The organism is Pseudonocardia wallangbongensis, assembly GCF_054486945.1.
Map to the genome: position 1 here is coordinate 212,525 of NZ_JBRERS010000007.1, position 16,382 is coordinate 228,906.

The window sequence follows — 16,382 nt, forward strand, 5'->3', positions numbered from 1 at the left end:
CCAGGGCTGGCGCCGCGAGTGGTGGACCGCGGGCCGTTGCGGAGCAGGGTAGACCGGTGCTCCCCGCCGCGCGCCGGCGTCGTTCAGGCTGATCAGGCCACAACCTACTCGCCGGTAACAGCGGAGCGCGTTGCGACCCTAACCCGCCGTTCGGGGTCCCGCCCCCGGGTGGGCGGCGGGACATCGGTCACTCAACCGGTCCGGATCGGGGGTTCGCGACCCCGGCCGTTCCCCCTTGCGCCCCGTCGTATCGCTGTCCGTGTCGGTCGCCTGTAACGCGCGGGCGACTCGCTATGCTCCCGGTGGTCAACATGGTCTACTCGTCGGCGGTGCCCGGAAAGAAGACCAGGTCGGGCGCCCAAAAGCCCGAGGTGGTCGGGTACGCGGCGAACTCGGGTTGGCAGCGCCACGAGGAGGAGCCGTCATGACCGGACCACAGGTGCTCGTTCTGCATGCGCAGGCCCTGAGCACCAGCGGTCTCCAAGGGTGGATCCAGGACAACGTGATCCCGCTCATCCTGCTCGGCATCGCGATCATCCTGCTGTGGATAGGCGGAAAGGGTGACAACGCCGGCGTTGCGCGCCGCAGCGTCGGACTGATCGTCGGCCTCGTCGCCCTCGGCATCGCGGTCTCCGGCAACGGTCCCGAGATCGGCAACTTCCTCGCCGGTCTCCTCGTCGGATGATCTGATCCGTGCTCGTCCGCACCGACGACGAGATCTATCGCGTCGACTCCGTCTGGCTCGGCCCGCCGCGTGCCACGTTCCCGTGGCGGGCGAGGTACGTGAGCTATGGCCTCGGACTGCTTGTCATGATCTTGATCATGTTCGTGCAGCGCCGGGTCGGGATCGGTCTCGACTTCTTCTCGGTCGCGTGGGCACTCGTGCTCACGGTGGTGGTCACGCGCTTCATCGGCCAGCGCATCAACTACGAGCGCCCGCTCGGCCAGGTCGTCGGGCTCTTCCGGCACGAGGTCACCGGCCCGCGGCGGCGCACCGCCGGAACGGGTGGGGTGGTCCGTTCGAGCCACGTCCGGATCGGTCCGGCGGTCAGGCCGCGCAAGGTGCGCCGTGGGAAGCCGCAGCAGCAGGCAGGACGCCGGGCGGAGCCCGGCCCCTGGGAGAGGCGTTCGCGTGTCACGAGGTGACGCGGGCCGGGACCGGAGACCCAAGGAGCGGGCGAGCCGCAAGCGCGGCCGCTCGCTCGCCGGGGACGGTGGGCTGCCCACGTACGAGCCGAACATCGCGCTGCGCTCCATCGAGGGGCACCTGACCCGCACCGGCACGCAGGTCATGGCCTGGTACCGGCTCGCGGCGCAGGCGTGGAGCTTCCGCAGCGACTCGCAGCGCGAGGTGCTGATCCGCCAGATCGCGGCACAGGTCGGCGAACTGCAGGGCCGGTGGCTGCACCTGCGCGTCACCACCCGGCCGTACCCGGTGCACATGTGGGCGGAGTCGTTCGACCACAACGCGCTCGGCCGGATGCCGGACGTCGCGGGCGCCCTCGGCTGGGACGGCTTCCTCGAGGGCGAGCAGCGCCACCTCATGGGCCTGTCGATGTCGGACAAGGAGGTGTTCCTCGGCATCGAGGTCTCCGGGCGGCGCACCCTGGACCGCTGGGTCGAGCGCGCGGCGCCCGTGCTGGGCAAGGTCGCGCCCGCCGCGGTGCGGGCCGAGATCGCGGCGCTGTCCTCGGAGGTCGCCCACCTGAACGCCCTGGTCGCCGGCACGGGGCTCGACGCCGTCCCGGCCACGTCCGACGACATCGCATGGCTGATGCACCGGTCCTGCGCGCTCGGCCTGCCCGCGCCCCGCACGCTGACCGTGGTGCCCGGTGGATCCCACCGGTGGGAGACCGAGGACCTCGCCGCGTTCACCGACGGCGTCGAGATGTACCAGGAGCCCTACGCCCCCACCGTGCGGGTGGTCGGGCGGCTGCGCGCCCAGACGGTGAGCCGGAACGTCGCGGTCCTCTCGCTCGGCCTGATGGAGGGCCTGCGCATCCCCGAGGTCGACGACCCGTGGATGCAGCACTCCGACCGGCTGCCGTTCCCGGTGGAGTGGTCGGCACGCATCTACGTGCGCAAGGCCGAGGAGGTCGCCGGCGAGCTGCAGCGCCAGATGGGCAAGGTGCGCAGCCAGATCCGGCACTACACCCACGACCACGACCTCGACCCGCCGATGTCGCTCGCCCGCCAGGCCGACCGCGTGCTGGAGGTCGAGGACGAGCTGACCAGCGGCCTCACCCAGATCAACACCCGCCTCTACGGCTGGTGGCGGGTCGCCGTCTCGGGCAAGGACGAGGCCGAGGCGGTCAGCCGCGCGCAGCAGGTGCTCGACGTGTACCGGCCGAAGGTGCAGATCGAGCACCCGGAGGCCCAGTACCGGCACGCGCGCGAGTTCATCCCGGGCGAGCCCCTCGCGTCCACCGCCTACCGCAGGCGTGGATCGGTCATGTGGGCCGCGTCGGCGGTACCGGCGGCCACCGCGTCGGTCGGCGACCGGCGCGGGATCATGATCGGCGAGACCTGCACAGCCACCCGGCGACCGGTGGCCTGGGACCCGTGGCTCGCGCAGGAGGTGCGCCGGGCCTCCGGGCTCACGGCGGTGGTCGGTGGCCTCGGGTCCGGGAAGTCGTTCCTGACGGGCCTGATCACCTACAAGACCCTGCGGGCGGGCGCCCGCTGGACGCTGCTGGACCCGTCCGGTCCGCTCGCGCAGCTCACCCGCCTGCCGGAGCTGGCGCCGTTCTCCCGGCACATCAACCTGCTGCGGGCCGACCCGGGCATCCTCAACCCCTACCGCGTGGTCGCCGAGCCCCGCCCGGAGCACTTCGCCGACGAGGAGGATCCGGAGCGGGCGTGGCGCCGGGAGCGGTCGCTCGCCGCGGCCACCCGCCGCCGGCTCGTGCTCGACGTCCTCACCGGGCTGCTGCCCTACGACGTCGCCCGGATGCCGCACACCCGCATCGTGCTGTTGCGCGCCGTGCGGGAGGTCGGCGGTGCCGCCGACCGCCACCCCGGCCAGGTCATCGACGCGCTGCGCCGGCACGCCCGCGACGGCGAGGACCACGCCGGCGTCGTGGCCGACTTCCTCGCCGAACGGCGGGAGCTGCCCCAGGCCGCCCTGCTGTTCCCGGACACCTCCCGCGAGGACCCGTGGCAGGCCGACCGCGACTACCGTCTCACGGTGCTCACGATGCAGGGCATGACGCTCCCGCGTCCCGGCAGCCCGCGCGAGGAGTGGACCGACGCCGAGGCGCTCGCCGTCGAGCTGCTGAACCTGGCGTCCTGGCTCACCCAGCGCACGATCTACGACGCCGACCGCAACCTCCGCAAGGGGGTGGCCCTCGACGAGACGCACTTCCTGTCGCAGGTCCCCACCGGCAAGGTGCTGATCGACCGGCTCGCCCGTGACTCCCGCAAGTTCAACGTCCGTGCGCTCTTCGCCTCGCAGCTGGCGGGCGACCTGCTGCGCGTCTCCGGGTTCGCATCGCTGGTCAACGCCGTGTTCGTCGGCCGCACCGACGACGAGGAGGCCCAGCGCGAGGCGCTGCGGCTGCTCAAGGTGCCCACCGGGGTGGGCTACGAGCAGATGCTCGGCACGCTGTCGCCCCGCCCGCGGCACGACGACAAGCCGGACGACACGCCCCGCCAGTTCATCTTCGCCGACGGCCACGGCGGCGTGGAGAAGATCCGGATCGACCTCGAGGCACCCCACCTGGAGCACGTCCGGGAGGCCCTCGACACGAACCCGGACGCGAGCCGGGTCTCGGTCCGCGGCGCACCGGTCGCCCCGCAGCAGGTCGTGCACGCGCCCGCCGAGCCGGCGGCAGCCCGCCCCGTCGTGCTCGGCCGCGCGATCACCGTTGACGTGGGCAGCGACCTCGGCGACGACCTGACCTCCCTGGACGGCGACGACGAGTTCGACGACCTCGACGACCCGGACGACCTGCTCGGTCGCGCACCGGGCGGGGTGGTGGGCAACGGCCATGGCCCGCACCTGGGGCGCGACGAGGACCTCGACCTGCTGGGCGACGTCGACCCCGGCACCGACCTGGACGACGAGCCCACCATCGCCGACGGCACCGATCGCTCCGCCCACGGCCGGATACCGGCGGCCGGGGAGGCCCGTCGGTGATGCCCGGAGGCACCCCGGCAGCCGCTGGCTGGCTGCCGGTCGCCCTGGTGATCGTGGCGGCGGTCGCCGTCGCCATGCGCCGCCACCGGGCGCGGCGGCACCGGAGCGATCCCGCTGCGCGCCGGCGCAAGCGGATGGCGATGCTGGTCGTCGCCGGGCTCGTCGGCGGTTCGGTCCTGCTCGGGCAGCCCGCGTTCGCCCAGGGGTTCGACTGCAAGGAGTCGCCGGAGCCGGACCGGCCCGGCACCGGTCTGGTCGGCTCGCTCGATCCGCCGCGGGCCAGCCACGGTGAGATCGGCAGCGTCTACCGCGAGGTCGGCTACGCCGGGCTGGTCTGGCACAACTACGACATCGGGTGCGCCGGGGCGGCGCTCAACCCGTCGACCACCACCGACACCTGGCTGGGCAACCAGGCCATGAACCTGGCGAAGTTCGCGGTCGGCGGCGTCAACTGGGCGCATTACCTGATCGCCGGCGGCGGTGAGCTGCTGTCCCCGCTGGACCAGCTGATCGGCAACGGCACCCGGGCGATGTACGACGCGGTGTTCACCACGTTCATCGGCCCGGTGCTGCTGCTGCTCGCGGTCATCCTGCTGGTGCTCGCGCTGCGCGGTGACCTGGCCCGCCAGACCCAGCGGGCCGCGCTCGCGGTGGTGGCGCTCGTGGTCGGCTCCGCGGCTTACCTGGCACCGGTCGACTGGGCCAAGGCGGCCGACCCCCTGCTGCTCGACGGGGTCACCAGGATGCAGGAGGGCTTCCTCGGCCAGGTCGGTCTAGGCACGAGGGACACGCTGCCGACGGTGCTCGTCGACCAGGTCGTCTACCAGAACTGGTTGCGGGGGGAGTTCGGCGCCCCCGACGTACCGCAGGCCCAGGAGCTGGGACGGGACCTGCTCCGCGCGCAGACGTTCACGAAGACAGAGGTCGCCGAGGGCCAGGACACACAGGTGCTGGCCGAGCAGAAGAAGGCCGACTTCGCCGCGATAGCCGGCCGCATGGGCGACCGGTACCCCTACTTCCAGGGCGAGTCCGGCAGCCGCATCGGTGCCGGCGTCCTCGCGGTCGTCCAGGCCATGTGCATCGCGCTGTTCCAGCTGCTGTCGAAGGTGCTGGTGCTGGTCGCGATGCTGGTGCTGCGGCTGCTGGTGATGACCGCGCCCGCCGTCGCCGTCATCGCGATCCTCAAGCCGGAGATCATGCCGGCCCTGCTGCGCGTCGCGGGTGCCGCAATCGTCAACACGCTCGTGGTCGGCGCCCTCGCCGGCTTGCACGCGCTGCTGGTCGTGTCGCTCTTCCGGCCCGGTTCGGGGATCGACCTGTGGCTCGCGCTGCTGGTCACGGGTGTGGTCACCGTGGTCCTGTGGGCGGTCGCACGACCGTTCCGCCGGCTGGTGTCGATGGTCTCGCTCACCCGCGAGCAGTTCGGCGGCATCGTGCCGGGCGCCGGCACCGGACCCCTGTCGCGGGTGTGGCAGCGCGTGCGCGGCGCCCCGGCCGACGACGACGACCGTCAGACCCGGTGGTGGGACGAGCGCCGCGGCGCGATGGCGAGCGCGGGCCGGTCCGGGGGCCTGCGGCCGGAGTCGGAGCCCGGGATGCGGGTGTCGGCCTCCGTGGCGGACGTGCCCGCGCCGCGGAGGACCCCGCCGGACCTGGCGCCGACCCCGCTCGTGCCCGCCGCGCGTCGCCCCGCGTTGCCGGCTCCTCCCGACGACGCGGTGACCACCGGCGGCCTGCCGAACTGGGGCGACTCCGGTGAGATGGACGACCGGGTGATCTACCGCAGGCCTGACGCCGTGCCGCTGCGCCCCGGCGGCGCGCGCCCGGTGCAGGCGGAGATCGTCGACGGTGTTCCGGTCTACCGCATCTACCGGCCGCGCTCGGACCAGACGGCGTTCTTCCCCGGCGGCGGCCGTGCCGATTAGGACGCCGCACGGCCGATCCGCGGCGTACCGGGCGATCTGGGCCTGGCCGTTGCGGTCGCCGTTGCGGCTCGCGGTCACCGCGGTCGTCGTGATCGCCGTGGTGGTCGGTCTGACCTTGGCGGCCGGCGTCCTCGGGCCGGGGCGGGCCGGGAACGGGCCCGCCGATGCTTCCGGCGGGACGGAAGGGCCCGCCGGGCGCCGACCCGGTGTCGCCGGCACGCCGACGCCGACCATGTTGCCGCCGGTGCCCGAGCTCACCCCGTCGCAGCTGCCCCTGTCCGCGGCACCGGACGCGGCCGTCGAGGTGGCGGCGCGCTGGGCCGCGGCATGGGTGCGTCCGCGAGAGGGCATCACGGCCCAGCAGTGGCTGGACGGCCTGCGGAGGACGACCACCGACGAGTACCTCGGGGTGCTCGCGGGTGTGGACCCCGGCAACATCCCCGCGACGCGGGTCACCGGCGAGCCGCGCCCCGTTCGCGTCGCCCCCCGCTCGGTGCAGGTGGAGGTGCCGACCGACGCGCTCAAGCTGCTCGTGCTGGTCGTGCGCACCGAGGACGGCTGGCGGGTTGCCGGCTACGACCGGGAATGAGGGGCGCGCATGTCAGTGCCCCCCGCCGGGAGTCCGGCACGTACCTCGACGGCCCAGGTTCCCGCTGGGCGCACCGGCGAACCGGCCGAGTACGCCCGGTACGAGGCCGGCCCGCCGGCACACCCATCGAAAACCTGGATCCGCCGATACACGCACCGGACCCCCGGCGGGGGGCACTAGGTGCGCCCCCTGCGCCCGCTGCGGCTGCTCGTTCCGGTCGTCGTCCTCGTGGCGGCGCTCGGCCTCTTCCTCGGCGTCGGCTTCATGGCCTTCACGGCGAGCACCGGCGGCTTCGGCGGCGGGACACCGAGCTACGGCGCCTGTGATCCCGGTGTGCGGGCCCCGGTCGGCCCGCTGGCCGGCAGCCGGGCCGGAACCCGGATCGGGGATCTGAGCGACGAGCAGCGGCAGAACGCCTCCACGATCATCGGGGTGGCCCGCGACATGGGGGCGCCGCCGCGGGCGTGGCTGATCGCGCTGGCCACGGCGATGCAGGAGTCGACGCTCCGGAACCTGGGCTACGGGGACCGCGACTCCCTTGGGCTCTTCCAGCAGCGCCCTTCCCAAGGGTGGGGCTCACCGGTGGAGGTCACCGATCCGGCCTACGCCACCCGGATCTTCGTCGAACGCCTGTTGCAGGTTCCCGGCTGGGAGACGATGCCGGTCACGGTGGCGGCCCAGACCGTGCAGCGGTCGGCGTTCCCCGACGCCTACGCGAAGTGGGAGCGCCTCGCCGGGGAGCTCGTGCAACAGCTCGCGGACGTCGCCGACCCCACGGGCTGCGGGCGCACCGCCGTGCTCCCGGAGGGCGTGACGGGCGCGGCGGTCGCGTTCGCGCTGGGCGAGGTCGGCAAGCCCTACGTCTGGGGCGCCACCGGCCCCAACACCTACGACTGCTCGGGGCTCATGCTGCGCGCCTTCCAGGCGGCGGGGATCAACCTGCCCCGGGTTTCGCGCCAGCAGTTCTACGCGGGCGGGCACGTCCCGATCGCCGAGGCGCAGCCGGGTGACCTCTTGTTCTACGCCACCGACCCGTCGGATCCCGCCACGATCCACCACGTGACGCTGTACCTGGGCGACGACCAGATGGTGGAGGCGCCGTACACCGGTGAGCAGGTGCGGGTGCGGCCGGTGCCGTGGAACTTCAAGGAGCTCGTGCCGCTGGCGACGCGGCCGGGCACCACGCCGAACCGCGCACAGTGATATCGATACTGTCGCGTTCGGCAATCCGTACGGCAGGAGTGGTAATGGCCCCCGACAGCTCGGTCCCGGCGTCCACCACGCCTGTGCAGGACTACCTCGACCGGCCCGCCGTGGGCGCCACGACGGACCATCTCGTGGTGCCGCGTTCGCTCGCGCAGTCGATGCCGCTGCGCTGGCAGCAGGTGTTCGTCGGGCTCCTCGCCGACCTGCACGACGCGTACGGGCACCTCCCGTGGCCGGACTACAAGGTGGTGCCGAGCCGCTGGGAGCTGTTGGTCGACCTCGACGAGCAGCAGCTCGCCGCCGCCGGCTACCACGCGGACCTCGGCGCGGAGGGCCAGCTGGAGTACCTCGACGCGGACGAGAACGCGGTGGCCGACCCGGAGCACCACCGGGTGCTCGCCCCGGTGGACGACCCGCTGCCGGCCGTCTCGGCCGGCCGGGTGGAGCCGCGCCCCGCGGCGCCGCTGTAGAGGTCGCGAGGGTCACCCCTCTCCGGAAGGTCGATCGGGCTCGGGAACACGATCGGATGCCTGCGCGTTGGAGCCCTTGAGCAAGTTGAGCGTGGGCGGCTCAAGGCATCGACGATGCACTCGGGCAGTCCATGGCAGACTTGAGTGAAGGCAGCTCAAGGTACCCATCATCGGAGGCACACACCATGGCTCGTGCGGTCGGCATCGACCTCGGGACCACCAACTCCGTCGTCGCCGTCCTCGAAGGTGGCGAGCCGACGGTCATTGCCAACTCGGAGGGTGCGCGCACCACTCCGTCGGTCGTCGCGTTCGCCCGTAACGGCGAGGTGCTCGTCGGGCAGTCGGCGAAGAACCAGGCCGTCACCAACGTGGACCGGACGATCCGGTCGGTCAAGCGCCACATCGGCACCGACTGGAAGACCGGCGACGTCGACGGCAAGACCTACTCGGCGCAGGAGATCAGCGCGCGCGTGCTGCAGAAGCTCAAGCGCGACGCCGAGTCCTACCTGGGCGAGGAGATCACCGACGCCGTGATCACCGTGCCCGCGTACTTCGAGGACGCGCAGCGCCAGGCCACGAAGGAGGCCGGCCAGATCGCGGGCCTCAACGTGCTCCGGATCGTCAACGAGCCCACCGCGGCCGCGCTGGCCTACGGGCTCGACAAGGGCGAGAAGGAGCAGACCATCCTGGTCTTCGACCTCGGTGGCGGCACCTTCGACGTGTCGCTGCTGGAGATCGGCGAGGGCGTGGTCGAGGTCAAGGCCACCAACGGCGACAACCACCTCGGTGGCGACGACTGGGACGAGCGGGTCATCAGCTGGCTCGTCGACAAGTTCAAGGGCAGCCAGGGCATCGACCTCAACAAGGACCGGATGGCCCTGCAGCGGCTGCGTGAGGCCGCGGAGAAGGCCAAGATCGAGCTGTCGAGCCAGTCGACGGCCACGATCAACCTGCCCTACATCACGGTCGACGCCGACAAGAACCCGCTGTTCCTGGACGAGACGCTGTCGCGCGCCGAGTTCCAGCGGATCACCTCGGACCTGCTCGACCGCACCCGCGCGCCGTTCAACCAGGTGATCAAGGACGCGGGCATCTCGGTCGGCCAGATCGACCACGTCGTGCTCGTCGGCGGGTCCACCCGCATGCCGGCCGTCACCGAGCTGGTCAAGGAGCTCACCGGCGGCAAGGAGCCCAACAAGGGCGTCAACCCGGACGAGGTCGTCGCCGTCGGCGCCGCCCTGCAGGCCGGCGTGCTGCGCGGTGAGGTCAAGGACGTCCTGCTGCTCGACGTCACCCCGCTGTCCCTCGGCATCGAGACCAAGGGCGGCGTGATGACCAAGCTCATCGAGCGCAACACCACGATCCCCACCAAGCGCTCGGAGATCTTCACCACGGCCGACGACAACCAGCCGTCGGTGCAGATCCAGGTGTTCCAGGGCGAGCGCGAGATCGCGGCCTACAACAAGAAGCTCGGCATGTTCGAGCTCACGGGCCTGCCGCCCGCCCCGCGAGGGGTGCCGCAGATCGAGGTCTCCTTCGACATCGACGCCAACGGCATCGTGCACGTGTCCGCGAAGGACCTGGGCACGGGCAAGGAGCAGTCGATGCAGATCACCGGTGGATCCGCCCTCGGCAAGGACGAGATCGACCGCATGATGCGCGAGGCCGAGCAGCACGCCGACGAGGACAAGAAGCGGCGTGAGGAGGCCGAGGTCCGCAACCAGGCCGAGTCGCTCGTCTACCAGACGGAGAAGTTCGTCAAGGAGAACGACGAGAAGCTGCCGGCCGACGTCAAGGACTCGGTCAACGCCGCGCTCGGCGAGGCGCAGACCTCGCTGAAGGGCACCGACACCGAAGCCATCAAGGCGGCGATGGAGAAGCTCGCCACCGAGTCCCAGAAGATGGGCTCCGCGCTGTACCAGCAGCCGGGCACCGACGGTGCGGCCCCCGGCAGCGAGCCCGGCCCGCAGGCCCAGGGCGGCACCGACAGCGCGGCCGACGACGTGGTGGACGCCGAGATCGTCGACGAGGAGAAGGACAGCAAGAAGTGAGCGAGCTTGCGAGCTCACCATCGAACACAGCAGTCGCGCTAATGCGGCCGACGGGCGTCAGCGAGGAGGTCTCATGAGTCGCCACGACCGCAACGAAGCCGAGAAGGGCGACGGGGAGCGGGTCGTGGTCCGGGACCGGCGCCGGATAGATCCGGTCACCGGTGAGGTGCGCTCCCCGGCCGAGCAGTCGGCCGGGGCGGCCCCCGCCGGTCCGGAGCAGCCCGCCGAGCAGGCGACCGGGCCTGATTCCGTCGCGGCCGCCGAGCTCGCCGCCCAGGTCGCCGAGCGCACGGCCGACCTGCAGCGGGTGAGCGCCGAGTACGCCAACTACCGGCGGCGGGTGGACCGCGACCGGGAGAGCGTGCTGGTCGGGGCGCGCGTGCAGTTCGTGTCCGAACTGCTCACCGTGCTCGACGACCTCGACCGCGCCGAGGCCCACGGCGACCTCACCGGCCCGTTCAAGTCCGTCGCCGACAAGCTGGTGGCCGTCACGCAGAAGCTGGGTCTGGAGCCGTTCGGCCTGGACGGCGAGCCCTTCGAACCGTCCGTCCACGAGGCCGTGCAGCACGAGGCCAGCACCGTCGAGGGGCCCACGGTCACCGTGGTCTCCGCGGTGTTGCGCCGCGGCTACCGCATCGCCGACCGCGTGCTGCGGCCGGCGATGGTCACGGTGGCCGACCGCGCCGACGACCTCCCGCCGATCGACCCCGAGAACGGCGGTCCCAGTCCAACAGCAGATCCGGCCGAAGAGCCCGGTCCGGGGCACTAGCGACGCAGAGGAGGCGGAGTGACCCAGCGGGACTGGATCGAGAAGGACTTCTACCGCGAGCTGGGCGTCGCCTCCGACGCTTCGGCGGACGAGATCAAGAAGGCGTACCGGAAGCTCGCGCGCGAGCTGCACCCGGACGCCAACCCCGGTGACGCCAAGGCGGAGGCCCGTTTCAAGTCGGTCTCCGAGGCCTACGGGGTGCTCTCCGACGAGAAGAAGCGTCGCGAGTACGACGAGACTCGCGCGCTCTTCGCCGGTGGCGGCGGGTTCGGTCCCGAGGGCTTCCCCGGTGGTTTCGGGTCCGGCGCCTCCGGCCAGGGCTTCGACCTGAACGATCTGTTCGCGAGGTCCGGTGCCGGGGGCACGGCCGGGGCCGGCGCCGGCGCGGGCGGGCTCGGCGACCTCTTCGGCGGCCTGTTCGGTAACCGGGGTGCCGGCCCGACCACCTCCACGCGTAGCCAGCGCGGCGCCGACGTCGAGAGCGAGCTGCGGATCGACTTCGTCGACGCGGTGCGGGGAGCGGAGGTGCAGCTGCGGCTCACCTCGCCGGGCCGCTGCGAACGCTGCGGCGGCACCGGCGCTCGGCCGGGGAGCACCCCGCGCACCTGCCCGACGTGCAGCGGCGTCGGCCTCGTGAGCCGGAGCCAGGGCGCGTTCGCGTTCTCCGAGCCGTGCCGCGACTGCCGCGGCACCGGCCGGATCATCGACGACCCGTGCCCGGAGTGCGGCGGCGACGGCGTGAGCGCGCGCACCCGCACGATCACCGTGCGGATCCCGGCCGGCGTGTCGGACGGGCAGCAGATCCGGCTCAAGGGCCAGGGTGAACCGGGCAGGGGCGGTGCGCCGGCCGGTGACCTGTACGTCAAGGTGCACGTCACACCCCACCGGCTGTTCGGACGTTCGGAGCGCAACGCGGACGACCTCACGCTCACCGTTCCGGCCACCTATCCGGAGCTGGTGCTCGGGAGCACCGTCACGGTGCCCACGCTCGACTCCACGGTGTCGCTGAAGATCCCGGCCGGCACCACGAGCGGTCGCACGTTCCGGGTTCGCGGGCGCGGGGTACAGCGCAAGGGCAAGACGGGCGACCTGCTCGTCACCGTCGAGGTGGCCGTGCCGGCGCGGCTCGACGATGCAGCCACCGAGGCCCTGCAGTCATACGCCGAAGCCATGAAGGAGTTCGACCCGCGCGCCGACCTGCTGGGAGGTGCGCGATGACCATGGGCGGCCACGGCCTGCCACCCGGAACGAGCATGGACAGCCCGATCTTCGTGATCTCGGTGGCGGCCGAGCTCGCCGGCCTGCACGCCCAGACGTTGCGCAGCTACGACCGGCTGGGGCTGGTGCGCCCCGGCCGGTCGGCCGGTGGCGGGCGCCGCTACTCGCCGCGCGACATCGCCCTGCTCCGCGAGGTCCAGCGGCTCTCCCAGGAGGAGGGCGTCAACCTCGCCGGCATCAAACGGATCATCGAGCTGGAGCAGGTGGTCGACGAGCTGCACGCCCGCATGGAGGAGCTGGAGCAGGAGCTGGCCGCCGCGCACGCCGCCGCCGAACAGGCCGCGGCCGCGGTGCACGCGTCCTACCGGCGTGACCTGGTTCCGGTCGACCGGCGCCAGTCCCTCGTCGTGTGGCGGCCGAAGCCGCGCAAGTAGCCTTCGATCTCCGGCCCGTTCAGGGCAGGATCGCGTCGACGTAACCGCCGTCGACCCGCACGGCACCACCGGTGGTGGCCGAGGCGGCGTCGGAGGCCAGGTACGCCACCATGTTGGCGATCTCCCCCGGTTCGATGAGCCGCTGGAGCAGCGACTGCGGCCGGTGCTCGCGCATGAACTGCCGCGGGCCACGCATCGATGTGCGCGGCCATGATCGGCGCGATCGGGACATGAACTGCACCCGTGCAGCTCATGTCCCGATCCTGCTGATCAAGGCGATTGTGGCCTCCGGTGGCGGCCCCGGGCCGTTGCCGGCCGGGCCGGCCGCGGCGAGCCGTACGCCACGGTCGTGACCACTGGGCTGGTGTTCTGCTCGGGCCGATCATGCGCCGCGAGCAGTACCTCAGCGTGATCGCGGCCGCTGTGGGGTGCGGGTCGGATCGATCATTGGTCGCACCGCTGCGCGGCGCGGGCATTCACCGGGGGATCCCGCTGCGGTGGGCGCGCCGTGCCCGACCGGTCGCTGCGTGCCCGGCCTCCGGCGCCGGCCTCGCGCGTGTTCGGCCCGGTTCGTCGATTCCTTCGGTCTGGGTGGGTGGCTGGGTTGGGTGCACTACCGGATCCTGAGGTTGCGTGGGCGGCCGTCCTCGGCTGTCCGGCACGCCGGTTCGCGACGAGACCGTTGCCGCCGGGTGCGCGCGGACTATCCGGTGGTCCCGCCCCACATCCACCACGGCCCCGGCGAGAGTCCGGGCGCGTTCCGCGGAACCGACCCCGAGTGGTAACCGGTGCAGCATCGAGCTACTGCGCCCCGGACAACTCGATCGCGGTGCTCGGTCGTCGAGCGGCCGCGCCGGCCCCGCCGTCGCGAGCAGCACCTCACCGCGGCCCCCGCCACCGTGGAGTGCGGCTGATCACCGCCCCGGTCGGCGATCACGAAGTCCGGCCCCAGCAAGCTAGTCCATCGTGAACGGGTCGTACTTGATCCGGTCCAGCGGGGTGCCGGCCACCAGCATCCGGGAGACGGTGGCGCGGATCATGGCGGGTGAGCCGCAGACCAGCACGTCGTGGTCGGCCCACGCCCCGTACCGGGTGACGGCGTCGGCGAGGGTGCCGCGCTCGGCGCCGGAGGAACCCTCGTCCTCCTCCACGACGGGGATGACGTCGAGCCAGGTGTTGCTGTAGGAGAACTTGCGGAGGCTGGCGAAGTCGTAGAGGTCGTCCCAGGTGCGTCCGCCGACGAACACCTGCGTGCGCGGCTGCTCGGGCCGCTCCGCGATGTCCTCGAGCAGGGCCTTGATGGGGGCAACGCCGGTGCCGCCGGTGACCATCAGCAGGTCGCGCCCCGTGCCGGGGTCGACGTGCATGCGTCCCATCGGGGGGCCGATGCGCCAGGTGTCGCCGAGCTGGGAGTGGGCGACGATGGCGCGGCTCACCCAACCGCCCTCGACGGCACGGACGTGGAACTCGAGGCTGCCGTCGTCTCGGGGTGCGTTGGCGGGCGAGAGGTAGCGCCACAGCCGCGGGCGCTGCGGGGTCTCGATGCTGACGTACTGGCCCGCGCGGTACGGGACCGGTTCGCTCGGCTGCACGGTGAGGATCGCGATGTCCCATCCGAGGCGCTCGTGCGCCACCACCCGGCCGAGCCAGGACGCCGGCCCGCGCTCCGCCTGCGCGGCGGTCTGCATGTGGCCGGCCAGCGCGGCGTAGGCGTCGGTCCACGCGTCGCGGACGGCGGGGGTCCAGACGGTGGCGCCGCCCGTGGTGGCGATCGCGGTGAGCAGCGACTCGCCGACGGCGTCGTAGTGCTGGGCGACCACGCCGAACTTCCGGTGGTCGCGCCCGAGCTGCTCCAGGAAGGGCACGAGCTCGTCGGGCTGGTCGATCATCTGCACGAAGTGCACGAGCGCGCGCATCAGGCGGCTGCGCTGCACCTCCATGTTGACCGGGAACAGGTCCCGGGCCTCGGGGGCGATCCGGAACAGGGTGGCGTAGAAGAGCCGGCCCATCTCCTCGACGTTGGGCTCGACCTCCGCCCAGCTGTCCCTGATGAGCTGTGCCTGGCCGTGCTCCTCGCCGCGTGGCTCACCGATACCGTGCAGATCAGCGGTGAGCAACTGTTCAGCGGTCATGAAGGCCGGCTTCTTCCTGCTCGTCGGGACGGGGAGCGCGGGACCGGGGTCCTGGCGCCCGAGCTTATCGCGCGAGACGGGATTCGGTGACTCTTCGGCGCTCGGATGGCACGGTGGGAACGTGGCTCCCCCAACCCAACCCCTCGCTCACACCCGCCCGGCGACCGTCCACCGCACCGTGGAGGTGCCGTCGCCGTCCGAGGAGTGCGATCCGACACCCGGATCGGCGGGTGAGCACGTGCTCCAGTGCGCTTACGGCACGGAGTCGCGCGCTCGCCGTTTCTATGCCGACCAGGTCAGAGATCGCTTGTTGCCGAGCATGGCGGCGTTCGTCCAGCGGATGGAGATGGTGTTCGTGGCCTCGGCGGATGGGCGCGGTGAGTGCGACGCGTCGCTCCGCGCCGGTCCTCCCGGGTTCATCCGCGTCCTCGACGCCCGCACGCTCGCGTACCCGGAGTACCGCGGCAACGGCGTGCACGCGAGCCTCGGCAACTTCTCGGAGAACGGGCACGTCGGACTGCTGATGGTCGACTTCGTGGAGGACCTCGTCGGGCTCCACGTCAACGGCAGGGCGAGGATCGTGGAGGCCGCGGACTTCGGCACGGCGTTCCCGCACGTACCGACGGACGACGACCGCGGTCGTCGGGCGGAGCGGTGGGTCGTCGTCGAGGTCGAAGAGGCCTACATCCACTGCCGCAAGCACATCCCGCGCATGGCGCGCGTGTCCGAGAAGCGCGAGTGGGGCACGGACGACCCGGGCCGCAAGGGCGGTGACTACTTCGGCGCGAAGGAGACGCCGCGCTGGCGGCCACGCCCGCACGCCGGGCGCAGGCGCTTCCCGAGCACCACCCACCTCGGCGGGGGCAGCGCGCGGATGCTGCGGCCCCAGGTACGGCCTTAGGTACGCAGTTCTCCGACTGTTCCTCGAGGGAGCCGGGCGACACGCTCGGCAGGCCTGCCGTCCGACGAGGAGGAACGTGATGATGACGGACTCGGCCGCCGGCACCGCGGCGAACGGCGACGTCGGTGCAGCGAACGTCGCCGCGCTGCGCACGGGGTACGCCGCCTTCGCGTCGCGGGACGTCCCGCTGGTGCTCGCCCTCCTGGATCCCGACGTGAGGTGGGTCGAGACCGCGGGCGGGCCGTTCGCCGGCACGTTCGTCGGGCCCGAGGACGTCGCCGCGGGGGTGTTCGGCCGGGTCGCCGCGGAGTGGGCGGAGTTTCACGTGGAACCGGAGGAGTACATCGCATCGGGGAGTTCCGTCGCCGTGCTCGGGACGTACCGGGGCACCTACCGGACGACCGGGAAGGCGATGACCGCGCGGTTCGTGCACGTGTACCGGTTCCGGGAGGGGCGGGTCGTCCGGTACGAAAGCGTCGCCGACTCGGCGATGCTGAACTCGGCGCTCGCCTGATCACCGACGGGTGGCCCTTGAGCGGAACACGCTCA

Annotated in this window: 15 protein-coding genes and 1 pseudogene; 14 read left to right on the forward strand and 2 right to left on the reverse strand. The window is 72.3% G+C overall.

Features of this window, described 5'->3' with window-relative positions:
- Window positions 1–293 precede the first annotated feature (293 nt).
- The 12 genes from ACU436_RS25625 to ACU436_RS25680 all read left to right on the forward strand — a co-directional run bounded on the left by ACU436_RS25625 (window position 294) and on the right by ACU436_RS25680 (window position 12,800).
- Entirely contained in the window at window positions 294–428 is a 135-nt protein-coding gene (locus tag ACU436_RS25625; RefSeq protein WP_459029476.1) for a hypothetical protein, read from the forward strand.
- Window positions 425–685 (forward strand): hypothetical protein, encoded by a 261-nt coding sequence (locus ACU436_RS25630; RefSeq protein ID WP_459029478.1) that lies wholly within the window; start codon window positions 425–427, stop codon window positions 683–685. Before ACU436_RS25625 ends, ACU436_RS25630 begins: the two co-directional genes overlap by 4 nt.
- An 8-nt stretch (window positions 686–693) precedes the next feature.
- On the forward strand, window positions 694–1,146 hold the full coding sequence (locus ACU436_RS25635) for a hypothetical protein (protein ID WP_459029480.1): 453 nt from the start codon (window positions 694–696) through the stop codon (window positions 1,144–1,146).
- Window positions 1,133–4,138, forward strand: coding sequence for an ATP-binding protein (locus ACU436_RS25640; protein WP_459029482.1), 3,006 nt, complete (start codon window positions 1,133–1,135; stop codon window positions 4,136–4,138). The genes ACU436_RS25635 and ACU436_RS25640 overlap by 14 nt, the downstream gene beginning before the upstream one ends.
- Window positions 4,138–6,063: a hypothetical protein gene (locus ACU436_RS25645; protein ID WP_459029483.1), complete on the forward strand. Its 1,926-nt coding sequence runs from the start codon at window positions 4,138–4,140 to the stop codon at window positions 6,061–6,063. The genes ACU436_RS25640 and ACU436_RS25645 overlap by 1 nt, the downstream gene beginning before the upstream one ends.
- The gene (locus tag ACU436_RS25650) at window positions 6,053–6,652 is read left to right on the forward strand and encodes a hypothetical protein (protein ID WP_459029485.1); all 600 of its coding nucleotides are present in this window, start codon (window positions 6,053–6,055) and stop codon (window positions 6,650–6,652) included. Before ACU436_RS25645 ends, ACU436_RS25650 begins: the two co-directional genes overlap by 11 nt.
- 198 nt (window positions 6,653–6,850) lie before the next feature.
- Window positions 6,851–7,855, forward strand: a complete 1,005-nt coding sequence (locus ACU436_RS25655; protein ID WP_459029643.1) for a C40 family peptidase — start codon at window positions 6,851–6,853, stop codon at window positions 7,853–7,855.
- 44 nt (window positions 7,856–7,899) lie between these two features.
- On the forward strand, window positions 7,900–8,328 hold the full coding sequence (locus tag ACU436_RS25660) for a hypothetical protein (RefSeq protein ID WP_459029487.1): 429 nt from the start codon (window positions 7,900–7,902) through the stop codon (window positions 8,326–8,328).
- 185 nt (window positions 8,329–8,513) lie between these two features.
- Window positions 8,514–10,379, forward strand: a complete 1,866-nt coding sequence (gene dnaK, locus ACU436_RS25665; protein WP_459029488.1) for a molecular chaperone DnaK — start codon at window positions 8,514–8,516, stop codon at window positions 10,377–10,379.
- 73 nt (window positions 10,380–10,452) lie between these two features.
- The gene (grpE, locus tag ACU436_RS25670; protein WP_459029489.1) at window positions 10,453–11,148 is read left to right on the forward strand and encodes a nucleotide exchange factor GrpE; all 696 of its coding nucleotides are present in this window, start codon (window positions 10,453–10,455) and stop codon (window positions 11,146–11,148) included.
- 18 nt (window positions 11,149–11,166) lie between these two features.
- A complete protein-coding gene (gene dnaJ / locus ACU436_RS25675) occupies window positions 11,167–12,366 on the forward strand; it encodes a molecular chaperone DnaJ (RefSeq protein ID WP_459029490.1) in 1,200 nt (399 codons plus the stop codon).
- A complete protein-coding gene (locus ACU436_RS25680) occupies window positions 12,363–12,800 on the forward strand; it encodes a heat shock protein transcriptional repressor HspR (RefSeq protein ID WP_459029491.1) in 438 nt (145 codons plus the stop codon). The genes dnaJ and ACU436_RS25680 overlap by 4 nt, the downstream gene beginning before the upstream one ends.
- Window positions 12,801–12,819: 19 nt before the next feature.
- Here the strand turns inward: ACU436_RS25680 and ACU436_RS25685 are convergent.
- A pseudogene (locus ACU436_RS25685) lies at window positions 12,820–12,984 on the reverse strand (SDR family oxidoreductase); the annotation flags it as partial.
- Window positions 12,985–13,756: 772 nt separating this feature from the next.
- On the reverse strand, window positions 13,757–14,932 hold the full coding sequence (locus ACU436_RS25690) for a globin domain-containing protein (RefSeq protein ID WP_459029492.1): 1,176 nt from the start codon (window positions 14,930–14,932) through the stop codon (window positions 13,757–13,759).
- 319 nt (window positions 14,933–15,251) lie between these two features.
- Here ACU436_RS25690 and ACU436_RS25695 point away from each other — a divergent pair, with 319 nt between their 5' ends.
- Together ACU436_RS25695 and ACU436_RS25700 are read left to right on the forward strand one after the other, a co-directional pair.
- Complete coding sequence (locus ACU436_RS25695) at window positions 15,252–15,833, forward strand: pyridoxamine 5'-phosphate oxidase family protein (RefSeq protein ID WP_459029493.1); 582 nt, start codon at window positions 15,252–15,254, stop codon at window positions 15,831–15,833.
- A 79-nt stretch (window positions 15,834–15,912) separates the two neighbouring features.
- Entirely contained in the window at window positions 15,913–16,347 is a 435-nt protein-coding gene (locus tag ACU436_RS25700) for a nuclear transport factor 2 family protein (RefSeq protein WP_459029494.1), read from the forward strand.
- Window positions 16,348–16,382 lie beyond the last annotated feature (35 nt).

What these genes read in the sequence shown, in the direction of transcription:
- ACU436_RS25630 (WP_459029478.1), top strand. Translation starts at nt 425, where the DNA reads ATGACCGGACCACAGGTGCTCGTTCTGCATGCGCAGGCCCTGAGCACC.
- grpE (WP_459029489.1), top strand. Translation starts at nt 10,453, where the DNA reads ATGAGTCGCCACGACCGCAACGAAGCCGAGAAGGGCGACGGGGAGCGG.
- ACU436_RS25695 (WP_459029493.1), top strand. Translation starts at nt 15,252, where the DNA reads ATGGCGGCGTTCGTCCAGCGGATGGAGATGGTGTTCGTGGCCTCGGCG.
- ACU436_RS25690 (WP_459029492.1), bottom strand. Translation starts at nt 14,932, where the DNA reads ATGACCGCTGAACAGTTGCTCACCGCTGATCTGCACGGTATCGGTGAG.
- ACU436_RS25680 (WP_459029491.1), top strand. Translation starts at nt 12,363, where the DNA reads ATGACCATGGGCGGCCACGGCCTGCCACCCGGAACGAGCATGGACAGC.
- ACU436_RS25660 (WP_459029487.1), top strand. Translation starts at nt 7,900, where the DNA reads ATGGCCCCCGACAGCTCGGTCCCGGCGTCCACCACGCCTGTGCAGGAC.
- ACU436_RS25625 (WP_459029476.1), top strand. Translation starts at nt 294, where the DNA reads ATGCTCCCGGTGGTCAACATGGTCTACTCGTCGGCGGTGCCCGGAAAG.
- dnaK (WP_459029488.1), top strand. Translation starts at nt 8,514, where the DNA reads ATGGCTCGTGCGGTCGGCATCGACCTCGGGACCACCAACTCCGTCGTC.
- ACU436_RS25700 (WP_459029494.1), top strand. Translation starts at nt 15,913, where the DNA reads ATGATGACGGACTCGGCCGCCGGCACCGCGGCGAACGGCGACGTCGGT.
- ACU436_RS25645 (WP_459029483.1), top strand. Translation starts at nt 4,138, where the DNA reads ATGCCCGGAGGCACCCCGGCAGCCGCTGGCTGGCTGCCGGTCGCCCTG.